Source organism: Tardiphaga sp. vice154 (genome assembly GCF_007018645.1).
In the GTDB taxonomy this organism is placed as follows: Bacteria; Pseudomonadota; Alphaproteobacteria; order Rhizobiales; family Xanthobacteraceae; genus Tardiphaga.
The window spans coordinates 3,768,764-3,787,453 of record NZ_CP041399.1 but is presented as its reverse complement, the minus strand read 5'-3'; the positions used below and the strand labels follow the sequence as shown (position 1 = coordinate 3,787,453).

Sequence of the window (18,690 nt, the reverse complement as noted above, 5' to 3'; positions counted from 1 at the left end):
TCCTAGTAACGAATTCTGGGATCGAGCAGCGAATACGCAAGATCGATCAGCAAATTGACCAGGACGTAAATGCCGGAGGTCAGCAGGATCATCGCCTGGATCACGGGGAAGTCCCGCGCCAGGACCGCGTCCACCGTCAGCCGCCCGACGCCGGGCAGGTTGAACACGCTCTCGGTGACGACGACGCCGGAGATTAGCAGCGCAAAGCCGGTGCCGATCACGGTGATGACGGGCACGGCCGCATTGCGCAGCGCATGGCGCAGCAGAACGCCGGACTCGTTGATGCCCTTGGCGCGCGCGGTGCGGACATAGTCCTCATTGAGCACGCCGAGCATCGCGGCGCGGGTCATGCGGGCGATCAGCGCGACATAGATAAAGGACAGAGCGATCGTCGGCAGGACGATGCGTTCGAAGAACGGCCCGAATCCCTTGAAGATACTCCGGAAGCCCTGCACGGGGACCCAGCGCAATTCGATCGCGAAAATCTGGATCAGCACATACCCGATCACGAACACCGGGACCGAGAAGCCGATCACCGACAGTGCCATCACGAAGCGGTCGATCCAGGTGCCGTGCTTCCACGCCGCGATGACGCCGAGCGGCACGGCGACAAGAATCGATACCAGCATGACGCTCAATGCGACTGATATCGAGGGTTCGACGCGCTGGCCGATCATCTGCATCACCGGCACGTTGGAGATCAGCGAGGTGCCGAGATCGCCGTGCAGCAGCCGGCCGATCCAGGAAAAGAACTGTGTATAGAGCGGCTCGTTGAGGCCGAGCTGGGTGCGGATGCGATCGAGCTGTTCCGCCGTCGCATTATCGCCAGCGAGAATCGCTGCGGGATCGCCGGGCGTCAGCCGCAGCAACAGGAACACGAACAGCGCGACCACGCCCATGACGGGAATGGCGGCGAGAACGCGACGAATGAGGTAGCCAAGCATGGACGTTCCTAACAGGCGCAGGCCGACGTCGACGACGTCTGGCAGCGCGGGTTCGGAAGCGATTTGGGCTCGTTGCAGATATTTTTCATGGTTCTCACTGTCGAAACGGACTTTATGCAGCGGAGCAAGAGCTGTGCCAGTGTTTTAGCCTTGGATTGCCGTCCGTGCACCGCCTATGGCGCGCAGACTGCCTTTTCCTTGTGCATCAATCCAGCGTCGCCAGCAAACCGGCCATCAGGCGACCGCGCTGCACAAGGCTGTCGATTTCGATGTATTCGCCAAGCGTGTGCATGTCGGCGCCGACCACGCCCAGGCCGTCGAGTGTGGGGATACCCATCGCGCCGGTGAAATTACCGTCGGAGCCACCACCAGAGCTCTCATGGCCGAGATCGATTCCGAGATCCCGGCCGATGGCACGGGCTTTTTCGTACAGCGCCATCGTGCCGGCGTCGGGCTCCCAGACCGGGCGGGTCACGCCGCGCGTCACCTTGAAGGTCACGTCGTTGGTGGTGCCGTTCAGCGCCATCATGCGCTCGATGCCTTTGTCGAGATCGGCCTGGCGCTTGGCCATGCTCAGCGCCTCGCCGGTGCAGGACGAGGCAACGCAATTGACCCATCGTCCGCCATGCACGACGCCGACGCTGAAGGTACAATCCGGCCCGGTCATCTCGTCGATGGCGATGATCTGGCGGGCCATCTCGCGAATCGCGGAGCGTCCGTTGGACAACGTCGCGCCGGAATGGCTGGGCTTGCCGATGGCCTCGAGATTGAAGCGCGCGATCGCATAGCGGCCGGTGACGACGCCGCGGCCGCCGCGGCCGGCGGGCTCCGGCACCAACACATATTTGTTGCGCGCGGCTTCCGCCTCGATGATGTCGCGGGTCGACGGCGTGCCGACTTCCTCGTCCGGCGTGAACAGCACGGTGATCGGCAGCGGCGTGGTGAAGGACGCGCGGGCGAGCTGGCGGATCGCTTCGAGCGAGAGGTAATTGCCGCCCTTCATGTCGCAGATCGCGGGGCCGTAGCACTTCGATCCTTCGCGGCGCCAGTTCAGCTTCTCGATGGTGCCGACCGGATGCACGGTGTCCATGTGCCCCGCGATCAGAATGCCCGGCTCGCCGAATTTCGGATGCGGAAAGCGCGCGCGAACGCAGCCGCCGAATCCCTGGCGCCCTGCGATGCGCTCAACGGTCGCACCCATGATCGCCATGTCGCGCGCGGCAAGATCGAGCATGCTGTTGACGGCATTGGCGTCCCACGTCGGGCTTTCGCACTCGACCCAGACGCGCAGCCCTTGCAGCATCGCATCGACATCGAACGGCAGGTTGGCGGGATTCATCGGCAACTTCCTTGTGGATGAGAATATCACGCGTCGTCGCACGGGTTCGCGCGAAGCCGCACGCGAAGCCGTACGGCGAGGTCTAGCAGCACTGGATTTGAATTGGCAAATCGGCGGCGCGCGTGTGAAGTGCATTGCATCAATACCGCATTGACGTGCCGCGTGCTTGATGCAAGTCTTTGATGTCTAAAAGATAAAGACAGCGTGCCAACGCCGCCTAAAAATCTATCGCGTTGCATAATGAATCATCCACCGATGATGAGTTTCCAATCAGGAGAGACCGATGTCTTACATCTCACGCTGGCGGCAGTCCGCAGCGTTTTCCAAAGTGACGCTGTCCGGCGTGCTCGTCGCGGCTGCATTGGCACTGCCGGCGTTCTCGCTGCCGGCGCTGGCAGCCGGCAAGACCATCACCGCGGTGATGCATTCCGATCTGCGGGTCATCGATCCGGGCATCACCACGGCGTACATCACGCGCGATCATGGCTACATGGTTTACGACACCTTGCTGGCGATGGACGCGAACTTCAAAGTTCAGCCGCAGATGGCGAGCTTCAAGGTCTCTGACGACAAGCTGGTCTACACCTTCACGCTGCGCGATGGCCTGAAGTGGCATGACGGTCCGCCGGTTACGGGAGAAGATTGTGTTGCCTCGCTGAAGCGCTGGGGCAAGAATGACGGCATGGGCCAGAAGCTCATGGACTTCACCAAGAGCATCGAGGCGCCCGACGCCAAGACCATCGTGCTCACGCTCAAGGAACCCTACGGCCTGGTGATCGACTCGATTGCCAAGCCGTCGTCCCTGGTGCCCTTCATGATGCCGAAGCGTCTGGCCGAAACGCCCGCCGGCAAGTCGATCGCCGAGCAGATCGGCTCCGGTCCGTTCAAGTTCGTGCAGGCTGAATTCCAGCCCGGCGTGAAAGCGGTCTATGAGAAGAACAAGGACTACGTGCCGCGCTCCGAGCCCGCGAGCTGGGCCGCCGGCGGCAAGGTGGTCAAGGTCGATCGCGTCGAGTGGATCACGATGCCCGACGCGCAGACCGCGGTGAACGCCCTGCAGTCCGGCGACATCGACTTCATGGAGAACGGCCCCTACGATCTGCTGCCGGTTCTGTCCAAGGACAAGGAGCTCAAGATCGAGGTCCTCAATACGCTCGGATACCAGACGCTTGGCCGGATGAATTTCATTTATCCCCCGTTCGATAACGTCAAGGTTCGCCGCGCCGCGTTCCTGGCGATGAACCAGAAACCGGTGCTCGACGCGCTGGTGGGCAATCCCGAATACTACAAGATCTGCGGCGCGATGTTCGGCTGCGGCACGCCGAATGCGACGGACGCCGGTATGGAAACCGGAATCAAGGGCAGCGGCATGGCGGAAGCCAAGAAGGCGCTGGCCGAGTCCGGTTATGACGGAACCCCCGTCGTGATTATGGCGCCAACGGACGTCACGACGCTGAAGGCGCAGCCGATCGTGGCAGCCCAGCTGCTGCGCGATGCTGGCTTCAAGGTCGAGGTGCAGGCCACGGACTGGCAGACGGTGGTCACCCGCCGCGCCAGCCAGAAGCCCGTCAAGGAGGGCGGCTGGAACATGTTCTTCACCAACTGGGTCGTCGCGGACATTCTGAACCCGGTCTCCAACGTCTCGACGCAGGGCCGCGGCAAGACCGGCGGCTGGTTCGGCTGGTATGACGACGCCAAGATGGAAGAGCTGCGCGACAAGTACGCCCGCGCCGCGACGCCGGAAGAACAGAAAGCCGCCGCTGCGGAAGTGCAGGCCCGGGCGCTTGAACAGGTCGCGTATCTTCCGCTCGGCGAGTATCAGGTGCCGAGCGTATGGCGCACCTCGCTGACCGGCGTGTTGCCGGGCGCCGCTACCCCGGTGTTCTGGAACATCGACAAAAAGGACTGATCCGCGCCGCTTCGGCGGAGGATTGATCCTGCGGCTGCGCCGGCCCGAGCGATCGGGCCGGCGCAGTGCGTTTGGGACATGCGATGGAGCTATTTGCGGCGTCGCGGATTGGCTGTAGAAGCGTTGCCAAGATCGGGCATCGCTTTCCTCTGGTCCCGCACGAGACATCACATGACGAACAGCGGCAGCAAATACACCGCCACCACCTATGGCGAGCGCGTCGAACAGGCGATCGGGGCGGGCGACGTCGATGCCTTGATCGAATTCGCCTATGGCTATCCGTGCCGTTGCACCAAGCTGAAGGGCGAGCCGCTCTGCGTCTGCCAGATGCAGGCCAAGGCCTTGCGCGAAAAGGTCGTGCCGTTGCCGCTGTTCAGCGGCAAGATCGAGCGCACGTAAGGCTCGGCCGCCAGCAATTGAAAAACATGCGTTGACCCCGCTGCCGAAAAACGTGAAGTAGGCCCGGCGCGGACGTGGCGGAATTGGTAGACGCAAGGGACTTAAAATCCCTCGATGGCAACGTCGTGCGGGTTCGATTCCCGCCGTCCGCACCAAGCACCACCCCGGCCTCAATCCGGTCACCGGCCGGTGCTTTACGCAACCTCAACGTTGTCGGGGTACCAAACTGGATGATCGATTTACATTCCCCCTGGGTCGCACGCGCGGCCATCGTGGCGCTGGGCATCGGCCTGGCCGGATGTGCCGGCATTGGTGACAGCTTCATCTCCGGAGCCTTCGTCGATCCCGCCAAATATGAGCTTTACGACTGCAGCCAGCTCGACACCGAGCGCAAGACGATGGCCAGGCGCACCGCGGAGCTGCAGGGGCTGATCGACAAGGCGCGGACCGGCGCCGCAGGAACGGTGGTCGGCGAGGCGGTGTATCGCAATGATTACATCTCGGCGCGGGCGTCGGCGAAGCTGGCGGAAGAGGCCTGGCAGCGCAGCAAATGCACGGAGACCGCGCCGCCGATCCTGTCGCCGGCAGCCGCCGCGAAGCCGACACGGCCTCGCTAACGCCAGCAAACTCTTTCCTTCACGGCACCCAGTCATAGATCCAGTTCTGCCGGGCCTGCAGCGCCGGCGCGCCGAGCGCCCGCATCGCCAGATCGCGCGCCAGCGCCATCGGTCCCTGCAGATGATAGATCTGGCCGGATTGCCGCGCGGTGCGCTGCACCCTTCCGACCCGCGGCGCGCGCAGCGCCGCATAGCGCGCCAGCGCGGCCGGAACGGTCTCGGGCTCTCGAGCGGCATCCGCCAGGCATTGCGCCAGCACGGCGGCATCCTCGATCGCCATGCCGGCGCCCTGGGCGGCGAACGGCAGCATGGCATGGGCGGCGTCGCCGAGCAGGGCCACGGGGCCTGCGTTCCAGACGCCGCCATCGGGCAGTGTCGACAGCGGCCAGCGCCGCCATTCGGCGACGGCGCCGATCAAAGCCAGCGCCGGCGCCGGCCAGCGCGAAGCCCGGAAATGGTCCGCGATCTTGGTCGCGCTTGAGTCGGCGTCGTCGAGCCGGCCGGGCATGATGACGACCACATTGACCTGCTCGCCGGAGGACATCGGGTAGGCCACCAGATGCGCCCGCGGCCCCATCCACAATTGCACGCGGCGTGGCGGGAAGGCGCAGGGCAGGCGGCTGTTCTCGATAGAGCCGCGCCAGGCGACCTGTCCGGAGAAGGTCGGCTGCACGGCGGGAAACAATAGCTGCCGCACCTGTGAGCGGACCCCGTCGGCGCCGATCAGCGCCAGCCCCGGCGCCTCGCCGGGAATTTCCACGGAGCCGTCGTCAGCGATGCTGAAACCGCTGAACGGGTGGGCGAGTTGCAATTCAATCTGCGAATGATCCTGCACGGCGGCCAGTAAGGCGGCCTGCAGGTCGGCGCGGTGCATGACCCAATAGGATGCCGTGTCAGACGCGGCGAAGGGCAGGCGGCTCACTTCACCGCCGCTGCGCGCCGTCATGATGCTGACGGCCTCCGGCCTCGTTGCAACCGCCGCAAGGCGGGGGCCGAGGCCGAGCCCGATCAGCACGCGGCTGGCATTGGGCGACAATTGCAGCCCGGCACCGACCTCCTGCAGCCGCTCAGCCTTTTCGTGGATGCAGACCGAAAAGCCCCGCTCGGCCAGCGCCAGTGCGGCGGTCAGCCCGCCGATGCCGGCACCGGCGATGACGATGCGGCGCGATCCTGACACCGACCGGGATCAGGCGACCTTGTCTTTCAGCACGCATTCCGGCGGGCGAGCCTCGCCGGCGCCAAGGTCCGCTGCGAAGCGGTACAGGGTCGAGCAATAAGGGCAGATGATCTCGTTGTCGTTGCCGAGGTCGAGGAAGACGTGCGGATGGTCGAATGGCGGGTTGGCGCCGACGCACATGAATTCCTTCGAACCGATCTCGATGATCGGGACGCCGGCATCATTGTGGAAGTGCGGAACGACGTGGTCGGCCATCTTGATCTACCTCTGCTCGCAATGGCGGCGAACCAGTTGCCGCGCGCCATTCAGTGCGACGCACCATAGTGTCCCCCGAAGATGATTCCTAGGGAGCCGGAAGCAGCCCTGACCGTCGCCTGCGGGCCGACTGCAAGTCGGTGCGATGGAGCAAATTCGACACAATCCCGTTGGGTTAGAGAAGCCCTTCTTTCGTCGGGGCGGTTGTGTCTAAAAAACGGCATACCATCTCTGCTCGGGATGCATGATCAGGACTGGCGGATGCGATACCGGCTCGACACGGCACTGACGGGGGTTGCGGTCTGCGCGACCATCGGCCTGTTGCTGTTGCCGCAGGCCCGCGACGCCGGCGCCGTGCTGGTGGCGCAGGACGATCCCGTCGCGCTGGCCGACGCGCAGGTTTCGGCAGCCATGCGGACCGATCCCGGCGTGCTGGCTCGCAATATCGAAGAAGCGTTGGCCGCCAAGGATGCCGATCTGGCCAATAGCTTCGTCGAGCTCGCCGCCGCCAGGCAGGTACCTCTGTCCGCAGATCTGACCAAGCGTGTCGCTGACGCCGTCACCGAGCAGAACTCCGCGTCGAATTTCGCCGCCAAATTCGCCAGTGGTTTCGTGACCGGGCAGGCCGACGATATTGGCAGCATGTCCGGCACGGTCGCCGGCGACCTGTTCGTCTACGGCGACATTCGCGACGTCGTCCGCGAGGGCAAGCATCTGGCGATGGGCGAGGACGCCGATCATCTGATTCTCGGGCTGGCTGCCGCGGGGCTCGCCGTCACCGCGGCGACTTACGCCACCGTGGGCGGCGCCACGCCGGTGCGGGCAGGGCTGTCGCTGGTGAAGGACGCCCGCAAGGTCGGCCGGCTCGGCGAAGGACTGACGGCCTGGGTGGGACGCTCGGCTCGCACTATCGTCGATACGCCGGCGTTAACCGGTGCGCTGGCCGATGCCTCGATGCTGCGGCCGGGCAAGACCATCACCGCGGTCAAGGCCGCCTTTCGCGGCGACAAGGCCGGCGATCTGGTCAAGCTGGCGCAGGATGCCGGCCGCGTCGGCGAAAAAGCCGGCGTGCGCGGCGCGATGGATACGCTGCGCATCGCGCAGGGGCCGAAAGATGTCGCGCGCATCGCCAAGCTGGCCGAGAAAAATGGCGGCCAGACCCGCGCGATACTCAAGATGTTCGGTCGCGGCGCCATCCTGCTGGCGGTCGGCGCCTTCAACATGACGATGTGGGTATTCTGGGCATTGCTGACGCTGTTCGGCTTCGTCTGCTCGATCAAGGCGGCGACCGAGCGCGTCACTTGGTCGTGGCTGCAACGCTCCCGAGCACGCAAGGCGCGCCGCGTGCTGCAATCGCGCCATGAAATGGCCTTGCGACCGACTCTGGCGGCGGCCTCGCTGCACGGCTAAACTGTGCCTCCCGCCGACCACCCAACACCCTCACCATCATAAACGGAATATTGGATGCCGAGTTTTCACAACGGCGCTGTTGAGATTGCCTATCTCGATGAAGGCGAAGGCGAGCCGATCGTCCTCGTGCACGGCTTTGCCTCCAGCAAGAACGTCAACTGGGTGTATCCGACCTGGGTCTCCGAGCTGAAGAAACACGGCAAGCGGGTCATCGCGCTGGATCATCGCGGCCATGGCGAGTCCACCAAACTGTATGACCCCGAAGACTATCATCTCGGACTCATGGCCGGTGACGTCCGCGCGCTGATGGCGCATCTGGGGATCTACCGCGCCGACATGATGGGCTATTCGATGGGCGCGCGCATCACCGCGCTGCTGGCCGCGAACAATCCGGAACTGATCCGCAGCGCCATCATCGCCGGTCTGGGCATCGGCCTGGTGATCGGCGGCGGTCCCGGCGAGAATGTCGCGATAGCGTTGGAAGCCGATTCGCTCGACGACGTCAGCGATCCCGTCGGCCGCACCTTTCGCGCCTTCGCCGACCAGACCCGTTCCGATCGGCTGGCGCTCGCCGCCTGCATGCGCGGCTCGCGCCGGCTGATGACAAGGGAAGAAGCCGCCGACATCAAGGTACCGACCCTGATCGCGGTTGGCACCATCGACGAGATCGCCGGCTCCGCGCAGGAGCTGCAACAGTTGATCCCGGGCTCCGAAGTGCTCGACATCCCGAACCGCGACCACATGCGCGCGGTCGGCGACCGCGTCTACAAGGAAGGTGTGCTGGCGTTTCTGTCGCGCCGGCCCTGAGGCTGGCCGGCCACCCTTGAATTGGCCGGCCGACAGCCCATTTCGGAGGCAGGCCTTGCACGCAGGCAATTCGTGTCCGATTAGGGAATGCCTGCAGAGTCAACGGCTTGGAAGGTGTTCTCGGGTTGACTGATGTTTCATCCGGCCGCCTTGCGCTTCGCGACAGCGCCGCTGGTTGTGCTATACTGCACGACCAAAGACAGAGATTTGCGAGTCCATCATGGCCGTGCAGAGCGTTAATTCGCAGACGACGAAACTGGCAACGCTGGATCCGATCTGGGATCGGATCCGCGCCGAAGCTGAAGACATCGTGCAGCGTGAGCCGGAGCTGGCGTCGTTTTTGTATTCGACGGTGCTCAACCATACGCGCCTGGAAGACTCGGTGGTGCATCGTGTCGCCGAGCGGCTCGATCACTCTGCGCTGTCGGGCGACCTGATCCGCCAGACCTTCGACGAGGCGCTGCGCGACGAGCCGGATATCGGCAATGCGTTTCGTGCCGATCTGGTCGCGGTGTTCGACCGCGATCCGGCAACCACGCGCTTCATCGATCCGCTTTTGTACTTCAAGGGCTTTCACGCCATCCAGTGCCATCGCCTTGCGCACTGGCTGCTGAACAAGGGCCGCAAGGACTTTGCCTGGTACCTGCAGAGCCGGGCGTCCGCGGTGTTCCAGACCGACATCAATCCGGCCGCGAAGATCGGCCGCGGCATCTTCCTCGATCATGCCACCGGCTTCGTCGTCGGCGAGACCGCGGTGATCGAGGACGATGTCTCGATCTTGCACGGCGTCACGCTCGGCGGCACCGGCAAGGAGAACGAGGATCGCCATCCGAAGATTCGCCGCGGCGTGCTGATCGGTGCCGGCGCCAAGATTCTCGGCAATATCGAGGTCGGCCATTGCGCGCGCATCGCCGCGGGCTCGGTGGTCGTGAAGCCGGTGCCGCACAACGTCACCGTGGCCGGGGTGCCCGCCAAGATCGTCGGCGAGGCCGGCTGTGCCGAGCCGTCGCGCACCATGAACCAGATGCTCAACGCGACCGGGCTGTGATTTTCGCGCCGCCTTGAACGGCGCTGGTGATTTCTCGACAAACAGCCTAGCCGCGGGCGTCGTCTCGCATTAAAGCTTCGCCATCAGCCCACCCCCCATCAATTGCATTGGAGACACCTGTGGACGTTCAGGAAGTCAGAAAGCTCGACGCCTATCTCAAGCGCGTGTTCGGCAACCAGAAGCTCCGCGTCGTGCCGCGGCCCAAAAAGGACGACTCGGCCGAAGTTTATATCGGCGAGGAGTTCATCGGCGTGCTGTTCGTCGATGACGAGGACGAAGATCGCTCGTTTCAGTTCCAGATGGCGATCCTGGAAGAAGACCTCGTCGACAACGGCTGAGCCTTTTCCCCTCCCCCTTGCGGGGAGGGTGGCCGCGCGTAGCGCGGTCGGGTGGGGGTAGCCCCACGGAAAACCGGTGCGTGGGGCTACCCCCACCCCGGCCTCCACTTCCAACGATGCTGCGCATCGTTGTCGTTCGGCCGACACTCCCCGCAAGGGGGAGGGATGTTACGACCGCCGTCCGTTCCCCCAATGCTACCCCCGCGGACCCGCCAGCTGCGTCGTCAGCGTGTCCATCGCTTCGCCGACGTCGCGCCATTGCGCCAGCCATGCGCGCGGGAAGCGGAAGCTGAGATCGGCGCCGTTGATGCGGCGTTCGCTCAGGCACATGCCGGGCGTCTTGCCGTCGCGGGTGCAACGCGCCACCAGAGCGGACTCATTCCCGATAAACAGGTCTTCGTTGCTGTAGGGCGTGGCATCGCGAAATGGCCGCGTCGCCAGTCCGTCCTGCGGCGCCATGACCTGATCGCTGTAGCGCGGATAGATCGTGCGCAGCCGCGTCTCCGGCGACATCACGTCATGATGTGCCGAGATCGACAGGAAGATGCGGTCGATCGGCTGCGGTGCCTCCTCGAACGCCTCGACGCTGACATGGCGTGGCACGTCGGTGGCCTGCAGCGACGGATACAGATAGCTCAGATCGACGCGTTCCTGCGGGCCCGAGTGCTTCTGCACCTTGCGGCGAAACGCGTGGCTGTCGACGTTGAACAGCGTGCCGCCGACGCTGACCGGGATCCGGTCGGGATCGCCGGCGCGAGCGCTCTGCCAGGTCGGCCACAAGAGATAGCCGATCAGCGCGATCGCGCCGAACGCCAGTGCCGCGCCGATCATGACCGGAACGAGGTGGCTGCGGGACTTGCGGCGGCGTCGCCGTATCGGGGATTGGGTCGGATAGGTGAGGGTCATGGGTACGCAGGTAAGAGACAGAACCTGGCGCCAATCAACCGCAAAACCCCCAGCACAGGGTTAACGCCGGGGCGATTTATTCGCCAGGAGTGGTAGCCATGGATTGCACCAAGGTCGCGCATTAACCTTCCATTAAGGATGTCGTGGCGCAGAACCCTGGATTTTGCGATCAAGGCGCGTTGTCGTGTGTAGGAAAGATCCTCGATGTCGCCGCAAGCGTTGAATTCCCTGTTTGAGCTGTGCATCGGCTTCGCACTGGCGGGCCTGCTGACCAGCGGATATCAGGCGCTGCTTCAGCGCCCCGCCGGCTTCGCGCTGCTGCAGCATCGCGCCAGGCCCACGGCCTTCGCCGCCGTGCCATTCCTGGTGTTCGCCGCGCCCTTCATCATCATGCGCAACACGCTGCTCGGCCGCCGCGTGGTCCAGCAATATCGCATCCGGTTCGTGATGATGGCGACCGTGCTGGCCGGCTTCTGGAGCCTGATGTCCGGCACGTTCGTGGTCATGACGCTGCGGGCCCTGGGCCTGCTGGCATAATCGCTGCAATCCATGCCAAGGTCTCCCGAAAGGGAGAACAAGAAACCATGGCGATCTACGAACTCGACGGGCAGGGCCCCGAACTTCCCGCCGACGGCAATTTTTTTATCGCCGACAGCGCAGAGGTGATCGGCAAGATCCGTCTGAAAGCTGCCGCCAGCGTCTGGTTCGGCGCCGTACTGCGCGGCGACAATGAATGGATCGAGATCGGCGAGGGCTCCAACGTGCAGGACAACTGCACCTGCCACACCGACAAGGGATTCCCGCTGACCATCGGCACCAACTGCACGATCGGGCACAACGTCATCCTGCATGGCTGCACCATCGAGGACGGCGCGTTGATCGGCATGGGGTCGATCGTGATGAACGGCGCGGTGATCGGCCGCAACAGCGTGGTCGGTGCGGGCGCGGTGATCACCGAAGGAAAGCAGTTTCCGGAAAATTCGCTGATCATCGGCGCGCCCGCACGCGTCGTTCGTACGCTGTCGCCCGAGCAGATCGCTGCGATGGGCAGCGCCGCGAAATTCTACGCGGCGAATGGCCCGCGGTTCAAACAGGGCATGAAGAAAATCGGCTGACGGGATTTCTTATCATCGCCACGCGACAGGCGCGCTGCCGCGTGGCGACCGCATGATGAAGAAGCATGAGGGCTACGTGCCCTCCGACTCCTGAGCTTCCATGGCGACGGCTATGCGTTCGTGGCCGGCGCTCCATAATGCATGTTCCTGGCTGCCATCCTGATATGGATTGGCCTCGGCCGGAATTCCGTCGCGGGCGGCGCGCTCGCCTTCGTCAGTGGGGTCTCGTTCGGGATCGGTCATGGGATGCCTTCCTGTCACTCGGGTGGTCGGATCATTCTTTCGCGCAAACGGATGTCTTACATACGGGGCGACTGTCGCCAATGCGGCTGTTTTCTCGACTTATCATAGACCTTATCGACACGACGGTTCAGCGCCTGCGCCACGCCGAGCCTGGCAAAACTGACCGGACCCCCGTGATCGGCCGCCTCGATCAGGCAGTGCATCGCGGTCTGCCATTCCTCCGCCTCATGCTCGGCTGCCGGCAGCCGCGTGATGTAGGCGCCTGCGTCGCGCAGACTGACCAGCACGGCGCCATCCGGCACCTCGATCGGCTCTCGAAACTGCTTGTCCCACGACATCGGGAAACTCCACGCAACGCTTTACACACTGAGTTCAAACCCTTCGGCAAGATTTTGTTCCGATCGGGAACCTGCGCCCGATGACGCGGTTGGCGTGCAAAGGAGATTCCGATGTTCAAAGCCTCCAAGCCAATGATTTTCGCCGCTGTTGCCGTTCTACTGTCGTCCATGGCGGCTTTTGCCCAGACCGGTGGGGGCGCCGGTGGCGCATCGGGAGGCGCGACGGGTGGTGCGGCGGGCACCAACAGCGCCGGCACGGCGAATTCGAGCGGCGGCATGGGCCGGACGACCGGCGCGGGGCCCGGGGGGGCGCCTGCGGTGGACGGCAAGCCGGCCACGGGCGACGCCAACGTCGATGCCCAGGACCGTGCCGTCGATCGCAAGGTGAAAAGCATCTGCAAGGGCTGTTGAACGGCGACGGCCGTCGAGCGCAGCGCGGTAGCGCGGATGTGAGCGGCCCGCGGCCCGATCGCATAGCTATTCGTCGCAACGATCCTATCTAACCGATACAAATCTACCGTAGCGGATGTGTTGGAGAATGGTGATGTTGCGCAAGATGGTGTTTGGGATGATGGCCGCGGCGGTTCTTGCCTTGGCGGCGCCGACCGAGGCTTCCGCGCGCGGTGGATATGGCGGCCACGGTTTTCACGGTGGAGGTTTCCACGGTGGCGGATTCAGGGGCGGCGGCTGGGGCGGTCGCGGCGTCGGCATCGGGCTGGGTCTGGGGCTTGCCGGCGCGGGCCTGTACGGCGGCTACGGCTACGGCCGCTACGGATATGGCGGCTATCCCTATGCCATTGGCGGCTATGATGACGAAGGTGGCTGCTATCTCGTGCGCCGTCGGATCATGACTCCGGCGGGCTACCGCGTGCGGCGGGTCGAAGTGTGCGAGTGATCGCTCTCCAGACACGCTGATGTGATCTTGCAACGGCTCCGGCATACCTCTGCCGGCGCCGTTTTGCGTCGGGCCTTGTCGGCTTGTGTTAGAATGGCCGGATGCTGGCGAACCTCGACGCACCCCATCTGACCCTGATGTTCTGCGGCATTGTATTGGCGCTTACGCTGGCGCTGGTCTGGCTGCTGTTCGAACTCGATCGCCGGTTCGGCAAACGCATCTCCGCCAGCGCGCTGGCGCGGTTTGGCTATTTGCCGGACGGCCGCCGGAAGCGCTGACCCAGCAGCGCGAGCCCGCGTCGCGCTTATCGGACGTCCCCCCCAAAAAAAGTTGCGGCCAGCGTTGGGGGAAGGCTGGCCGCACGCGATCCGGTCTGGGACGGGGAGGGGTGGGGAAGTGACCGGGTCGCGTATCTCGAAAAATTCGATATCAGCGGGCGCTGGCGGTGGCGACGGCAGGACGGTTGTCTCCGAGCGAAACCCAGACGTTCGGGTTGGACTGCGACTGCCGCTTGACGAAGCGGTAGCCGGTCTCGGTCCACGACACGACGTTCTCATTCTGGTTGTCGAGCACGTATTCGCCCTTGTCGGTCTTCACCGTCAGCACCGCATGTCCGTCGCCCTTCTTGTCGCGTACCACGGTGATCAGCAGTGCCTCGCGCGGCCAGCCCGCATCGATCAGCATCTTGCGCTTCAACAGCACGTAGTCTTCGCAATCGCCGTAGCCGTCGTCTGGCAGCGACCACTTCTCGACCACGCCCCAATGATCCTGATCGGTCATCGGCTTGATGGTCTCGTTGACCCAGCGGTTGACGCGCAGCAAATCCTTCCACGCCGTCTGCGTGATAACGATGTCGCGCGCTTGGGTAGCAGCCCCGCGGCAATCAGCGGGATTGTCCGCGCAGAATTCGATCCAGCCGATCGGCGAGCGCGTCGTGTCGCCCAGGCTTGCATAGCGTGCGTCGCCGGCATTCGCCGTAACTGAAAATCCGATCAGGAAAGCAGCAATCGCCATTCCTGTAGTTCGCCCCGTGATACCAAACATTGTGGCCCCCGTTTCTTGTTGGGACCATGTTTTGCACAGAGGCTTTGCGGCGCCGCTAAATCGGCCAACTACAATTGAGACGAATACGCTTCAAACACGCTACGTTTTCGAAACTATAGTTCGGGCTTTCTGGAGCCGAATTTAACCTTGCCGATTTGATTCAAACTTTACGCATTAAGCACGCCGCGCCGGGAAATGGCGGCTTTGCGGCGCAACCGTGGCTCGGCGTTAACGGGTAAGGCAGTTGTCAAACATGAAGAAGGCGGTATCCCGGGACAGGGATACCGCCTTTCAATCGCAACCAGATTGGGGTCAGGGAGGCTTGGTCGTTTACCCGGCGTTGACGCTGTCTTCCAGTGTCTCGGCGAGCTGCTCGTGAATGAACTCGATCGCGAAGCCTTCCTCGAGATGGCGGACGACGCGGGACTGCACCCGGCCGAGCAACACATGGCTGTGCAGCGGCGGACGCTTCTCCGCCGCGATGGCGGCGCCGGACAGCGACAGGTCGATGATCCGGCAGGTCATCTGGGTGCTGTCCTCGAGCGTGAGGACGCAGATCGGGTTGCGCGGCACGATACGGTCGTGGCGGCGGTCTTCCGGCAGGTTGAGGATGTCGCGGTTGGCAAGCCAGGTCAGCTGCGCCGCCAGCTTGTCGCGCTTGCGCGGGGTGGCGCCGACGGTCATCGCAAAGCCATTGTCGATGATGCGGGTCACCTTGCCTTCGACGCGGCCGATATGATCGAGATAGGCGATCACGCGATCGCCGATATTGCCGATGCCGGGGCCGAGCAGGGCCAGGCCGCCAGGCGACATATTGATCACCTGGCAGGGAAACTCGCGGCGGTCCGGCAGCATGTAGCGGCCGAGAAGGTGGACCTTCACGCGCTGGAAACGTCGCTTTTCTTCTGCCGCGGGCAGAATCGATCGTGGTTGCGCGAGCGCCATATGCCGTGCCGGTCAGCGGGTCGAGGGTATCACAACTCTACGTGGCTCAGGGTTAATGATGCGTTAGCAATCACGTCGTTTCATCGCCGATGGGTGTGAAGACGGCGCGCGACGCCAGACCGGATCGCTCAACGCAGCCCCTCATAGATCATCAGTCCGTGGGCGACCTTCAGCTTGCGCAGCGCGCGCGGTGCGAAGCGTTGCGGCGGGTGGGCGAGATAGCGGAACGAGGTCAGGCTGAAATAGCCGAGCCGGCCGCCGGCCTCGCCGAGCGGCGCCAGCAGGCCGGTCAGGCTGGTCGGGGTGTGGGCGCGCATGTTGAACGGCAGTAGCAGCAGTTCCAGTTGCACCTTGCGGCCGTCGTCGGTCACCGCGGTGACGCCGGCCACGGCCGCCAGCAGTTCCTCGGCCACCACGGTGACGATCTCTTCAATGTCGCGACGGTTGTCCGGCGCAAACAGCATCGGGAACGCCTGGCCCTTGAGGTCGCGGTCGAGCAGGGCGCAGACCCGCGTGCCGGCGACGCGGAACGGGAAACCGGCCGGCTTGTCGTAAGACAACACGAAAATATCGCCGAGCAGTTCGCGCACCGGACCGGGCTCGATGTCGCTGCGCTCCGGGGCGCGCGCGTCGCCGCGCTTGTCGTCCCAATAGGCAAAGAACTCTTTGCTGGATGGATGCTTCATCAACGCTCGCCTTGACCGGCAAATGGTCCGTGCGGGACATTTCTGTCCCGAATCCAGGCACCTCGTGCCCGCTACATCTTGTGCAGGTCAGACATTGCATCGTCCATGCCGCAGCCGCGTTTTCCACGGCGTTAACTTTAATTGCAGATGTTAACGTTTATTTAAGCATGATGGTGGCGTAGCGCTGGTGTTCGCGTAGTATGGTCGCGTACTACACATCGGCGCGGTACCTTGATGAGGCGCCGCGGTTGATACCAGGGTGGCTGACAACAGGTTTGGTCATCGCGCGCGATGCCTGGGACGGGGCAATTCGGATCCCGGGCAGGCATCCGCGGAAAGATCGATCCAGGTGAAGGGGGGGCGTCTCAGCGCTCTCCCTTTTTCTTTTTGGCGTTTGGTCGCTGAACCGGCGATGCGTATCGTATCCGGATTCAGCGTCGCAATGCATCGGGCCGCTCGTGCGCTGCCGCAGATATCACTATAATAAAAGATGCTAGAAATACTATTTACAATCTCTGATTGTAAATCCATGATTGACGTGCGGCGATCGAACCGGGGAGCGCGCATGACAACGGCAGACACCAGCCAGTCAAAGTATGCCGGGCCTGTCTGGCGCGGGGTTGATTACAGCCCGACCTGGACGGCATGGGTGGTGGGGGCCGGAGCGACGCAGACCGGCGATTCGGATTTCGCCAACGATGCCTTTCAGTCGCTATGGGCGGCCAATTTCATGGCCGCTCCAGGCGGCGACACCAGCCTCCCGACCGACAACGGCAACAACTATCGCAACGATCTGCAAATCATCGCTGATGCGGGGCTCAACCTCGTTCGCCTGTATAACTGGGATATGGCCCGGGGCACGACAGCAACATCCAATGTCGGACTGGACCACATCAACTTCCTCGATGCCGCTGCCGGCTTTGGCCTCAAGGTCGTTGTACCGGTGTCCGACTGGTTTCTATCGGATGATCCCAATGCCTGGAATTTTACCCCGGCGCCGCTTCCGTCGAACTACGATTTTGCGAATGCACCTGCAGCCATTCAGACGGATTTCAGCCAGTTCGTCGCCAGCGTGACGGACCCGACGACCGGCAAGATACATTCTGCCGTTCATTCCATTGATGTCGGAAATGAGGGCGATATTGGCCAGGGTTTGAACGGCCAGACCACGCCATCCAGCTTCTTGTACCGCACCATCTGGTGGATCGTGAATTTGCACCAGCAGATCAACGGCGGCAGCCCCGGTCCGGACGGCAGCCCGGCGGTGAATGGTGCAACGCCGGTGGTGCCTTCGACCGCCACCTTCTCCAATGGCGACCAGGGCCTGGGCATCGGGAGCTGGTTCAACTGCCTCATCGCCGGCGTGGCCGCCAACCAGCAGACGCCCACGGAAATGGATGGCCACAGCAGTTTCGACGTGGCCGTGACCGGGCTCAAGGCTGCGGATCCCGCCTGGGAGCAGTATTACTATAACAGCACGAATATCAGCCAGGTCTCGACGGCAACTCCTTTCGGCAACACCCTGGCCGCGACGCTGGCGCTGTACGATTCCGGCGCTTCCCCTTGGCCTGGCGCGGATTGCACGGTTCCGTTGCTGCTGATGGAGTTGTTCACCCCCAACCGTACCGCTTTTCCCGAGCCTGCGGATCAGGCGGTTGCGGCGGTGGGGCAGGTGACCGATCTTGAAAGCTATCTGGCCCAGAACAGCGCCGGCACAGCGAGCAGCAGCACCTATCTGATGGGCTACAATTATTTTGAATTCAATGATGAGCAGCAGGTCAAGCTGACCGGGCTCTACCAATACGGGGCCACTTTCAATCCGGCGGCAACGGGGACGACGAGTGTCTTCTACAGCCCCTATCAATTCCCCATCATGGCATTTCCGGTCTATTCCCTCGTCGCCACGCCCGGGCCGAATGGCAGCGGCACGCTGATCGATGCTTTGACCCAATGTGTGCCGGGAAACATCGTCGCTGTTTTCGGCGAGACGGGCAATTGGCAGGCGACCTTCTATACCGGTGCGCCGATCCCCTCCTGGGTGACCACGGGCATGAGCGTGTGGGGCGCCAACATTCCCGCCAGCACCACCGTCAACGTGCCGACACCAGGCCCGGGCGCGGTGGACATGACGGTCGTATTGGTCTGTGCCGGGTCGCAGGCCAGCAACCCGTTCACGGTCGAGACGGTGACGCTGAGCTTCTATTGAACGCTTGTGCGCCACAGCCGGCATTGCTGACATGCGATCCGTCCCGGCCCGCTGCGGCCATCGCGCGCT

The 18,690-nt window shown here is 63.6% G+C and carries 23 protein-coding genes and 1 tRNA gene; 14 read left to right on the top strand and 10 right to left on the bottom strand.

What is annotated here, in order from left to right; genetic code table 11:
* Positions 1–2 precede the first annotated feature (2 nt).
* On the bottom strand, positions 3–944 hold the full coding sequence (locus FIU28_RS17775) for an ABC transporter permease (RefSeq protein WP_143574522.1): 942 nt from the start codon (positions 942–944) through the stop codon (positions 3–5).
* 205 nt (positions 945–1,149) lie between these two features.
* The gene (locus FIU28_RS17770) at positions 1,150–2,283 is read right to left on the bottom strand and encodes a M20/M25/M40 family metallo-hydrolase (RefSeq protein WP_143574521.1); all 1,134 of its coding nucleotides are present in this window, start codon (positions 2,281–2,283) and stop codon (positions 1,150–1,152) included.
* A 283-nt stretch (positions 2,284–2,566) separates the two neighbouring features.
* Here FIU28_RS17770 and FIU28_RS17765 point away from each other — a divergent pair, with 283 nt between their 5' ends.
* From FIU28_RS17765 to FIU28_RS17750, 4 genes are all read left to right on the top strand, one after another.
* Positions 2,567–4,192: an ABC transporter substrate-binding protein gene (locus FIU28_RS17765; RefSeq protein ID WP_143574520.1), complete on the top strand. Its 1,626-nt coding sequence runs from the start codon at positions 2,567–2,569 to the stop codon at positions 4,190–4,192.
* A 171-nt stretch (positions 4,193–4,363) separates the two neighbouring features.
* The gene (locus FIU28_RS17760) at positions 4,364–4,591 is read left to right on the top strand and encodes a hypothetical protein (RefSeq protein WP_143574519.1); all 228 of its coding nucleotides are present in this window, start codon (positions 4,364–4,366) and stop codon (positions 4,589–4,591) included.
* A 68-nt stretch (positions 4,592–4,659) separates the two neighbouring features.
* Positions 4,660–4,746 (top strand) — tRNA-Leu (locus FIU28_RS17755).
* A 75-nt stretch (positions 4,747–4,821) separates the two neighbouring features.
* Positions 4,822–5,208 carry a twin-arginine translocation pathway signal gene (locus FIU28_RS17750; protein ID WP_143574518.1) on the top strand — a complete coding sequence of 129 codons (387 nt, stop codon included), beginning with the start codon at positions 4,822–4,824 and terminating at the stop codon, positions 5,206–5,208.
* 19 nt (positions 5,209–5,227) lie between these two features.
* Here FIU28_RS17750 and FIU28_RS17745 read toward each other — a convergent pair whose 3' ends face one another.
* Together FIU28_RS17745 and FIU28_RS17740 are read right to left on the bottom strand one after the other, a co-directional pair.
* Complete coding sequence (locus FIU28_RS17745) at positions 5,228–6,385, bottom strand: FAD-dependent monooxygenase (protein WP_143574517.1); 1,158 nt, start codon at positions 6,383–6,385, stop codon at positions 5,228–5,230.
* A 9-nt stretch (positions 6,386–6,394) separates the two neighbouring features.
* A complete protein-coding gene (locus FIU28_RS17740) occupies positions 6,395–6,640 on the bottom strand; it encodes a zinc-finger domain-containing protein (RefSeq protein ID WP_143574516.1) in 246 nt (81 codons plus the stop codon).
* Positions 6,641–6,901: 261 nt separating this feature from the next.
* Between FIU28_RS17740 and FIU28_RS17735 the strand changes: the two genes are divergently transcribed.
* The 4 genes from FIU28_RS17735 (at position 6,902) to FIU28_RS17720 (ending at position 10,243) form a co-directional block, all read left to right on the top strand.
* Positions 6,902–8,050, top strand: coding sequence for a hypothetical protein (locus tag FIU28_RS17735; RefSeq protein ID WP_143574515.1), 1,149 nt, complete (start codon positions 6,902–6,904; stop codon positions 8,048–8,050).
* A gap of 54 nt (positions 8,051–8,104) precedes the next feature.
* A complete protein-coding gene (locus tag FIU28_RS17730; RefSeq protein ID WP_143574514.1) occupies positions 8,105–8,857 on the top strand; it encodes an alpha/beta fold hydrolase in 753 nt (250 codons plus the stop codon).
* 220 nt (positions 8,858–9,077) lie between these two features.
* Positions 9,078–9,905, top strand: coding sequence for a serine O-acetyltransferase (gene cysE / locus FIU28_RS17725; protein WP_143574513.1), 828 nt, complete (start codon positions 9,078–9,080; stop codon positions 9,903–9,905).
* 119 nt (positions 9,906–10,024) lie between these two features.
* Positions 10,025–10,243 (top strand): DUF3126 family protein, encoded by a 219-nt coding sequence (locus FIU28_RS17720; RefSeq protein WP_143574512.1) that lies wholly within the window; start codon positions 10,025–10,027, stop codon positions 10,241–10,243.
* Between the two features lie 195 nt (positions 10,244–10,438).
* Here FIU28_RS17720 and FIU28_RS17715 read toward each other — a convergent pair whose 3' ends face one another.
* Entirely contained in the window at positions 10,439–11,149 is a 711-nt protein-coding gene (locus FIU28_RS17715) for a hypothetical protein (protein WP_143574511.1), read from the bottom strand.
* 204 nt (positions 11,150–11,353) lie between these two features.
* Between FIU28_RS17715 and FIU28_RS17710 the strand changes: the two genes are divergently transcribed.
* Positions 11,354–11,686: a DUF6949 family protein gene (locus tag FIU28_RS17710; RefSeq protein WP_143574510.1), complete on the top strand. Its 333-nt coding sequence runs from the start codon at positions 11,354–11,356 to the stop codon at positions 11,684–11,686.
* Between the two features lie 47 nt (positions 11,687–11,733).
* Complete coding sequence (locus tag FIU28_RS17705; RefSeq protein WP_143574509.1) at positions 11,734–12,264, top strand: gamma carbonic anhydrase family protein; 531 nt, start codon at positions 11,734–11,736, stop codon at positions 12,262–12,264.
* Between the two features lie 72 nt (positions 12,265–12,336).
* Here the strand turns inward: FIU28_RS17705 and FIU28_RS26535 are convergent, their stop codons facing one another.
* Both FIU28_RS26535 and FIU28_RS17700 read right to left on the bottom strand, forming a co-directional pair.
* Entirely contained in the window at positions 12,337–12,507 is a 171-nt protein-coding gene (locus tag FIU28_RS26535) for a hypothetical protein (protein ID WP_168202965.1), read from the bottom strand.
* 56 nt (positions 12,508–12,563) lie between these two features.
* Positions 12,564–12,845 (bottom strand): hypothetical protein, encoded by a 282-nt coding sequence (locus FIU28_RS17700; RefSeq protein ID WP_143574508.1) that lies wholly within the window; start codon positions 12,843–12,845, stop codon positions 12,564–12,566.
* A gap of 111 nt (positions 12,846–12,956) precedes the next feature.
* On the opposite strand from FIU28_RS17700, the gene FIU28_RS17695 reads away from it, so the two are divergent.
* The 3 genes from FIU28_RS17695 to FIU28_RS26530 all read left to right on the top strand — a co-directional run bounded on the left by FIU28_RS17695 (position 12,957) and on the right by FIU28_RS26530 (position 14,018).
* On the top strand, positions 12,957–13,256 hold the full coding sequence (locus FIU28_RS17695; RefSeq protein WP_210245408.1) for a hypothetical protein: 300 nt from the start codon (positions 12,957–12,959) through the stop codon (positions 13,254–13,256).
* A 133-nt stretch (positions 13,257–13,389) separates the two neighbouring features.
* Entirely contained in the window at positions 13,390–13,740 is a 351-nt protein-coding gene (locus tag FIU28_RS17690; RefSeq protein ID WP_143574507.1) for a hypothetical protein, read from the top strand.
* 101 nt (positions 13,741–13,841) lie between these two features.
* Positions 13,842–14,018, top strand: coding sequence for a hypothetical protein (locus tag FIU28_RS26530; RefSeq protein WP_168202815.1), 177 nt, complete (start codon positions 13,842–13,844; stop codon positions 14,016–14,018).
* A 151-nt stretch (positions 14,019–14,169) separates the two neighbouring features.
* Here the strand turns inward: FIU28_RS26530 and FIU28_RS17685 are convergent, their stop codons facing one another.
* From FIU28_RS17685 to FIU28_RS17675, 3 genes are all read right to left on the bottom strand, one after another.
* A complete protein-coding gene (locus FIU28_RS17685; protein ID WP_441351237.1) occupies positions 14,170–14,754 on the bottom strand; it encodes a transglutaminase-like cysteine peptidase in 585 nt (194 codons plus the stop codon).
* A gap of 360 nt (positions 14,755–15,114) precedes the next feature.
* Positions 15,115–15,729: a PilZ domain-containing protein gene (locus FIU28_RS17680; protein WP_143574505.1), complete on the bottom strand. Its 615-nt coding sequence runs from the start codon at positions 15,727–15,729 to the stop codon at positions 15,115–15,117.
* A 128-nt stretch (positions 15,730–15,857) separates the two neighbouring features.
* Positions 15,858–16,415 carry a PAS domain-containing protein gene (locus FIU28_RS17675; RefSeq protein ID WP_143574504.1) on the bottom strand — a complete coding sequence of 186 codons (558 nt, stop codon included), beginning with the start codon at positions 16,413–16,415 and terminating at the stop codon, positions 15,858–15,860.
* Between the two features lie 565 nt (positions 16,416–16,980).
* Here FIU28_RS17675 and FIU28_RS17670 point away from each other — a divergent pair.
* Positions 16,981–18,621, top strand: a complete 1,641-nt coding sequence (locus FIU28_RS17670) for a hypothetical protein (RefSeq protein WP_143574503.1) — start codon at positions 16,981–16,983, stop codon at positions 18,619–18,621.
* Positions 18,622–18,690 lie beyond the last annotated feature (69 nt).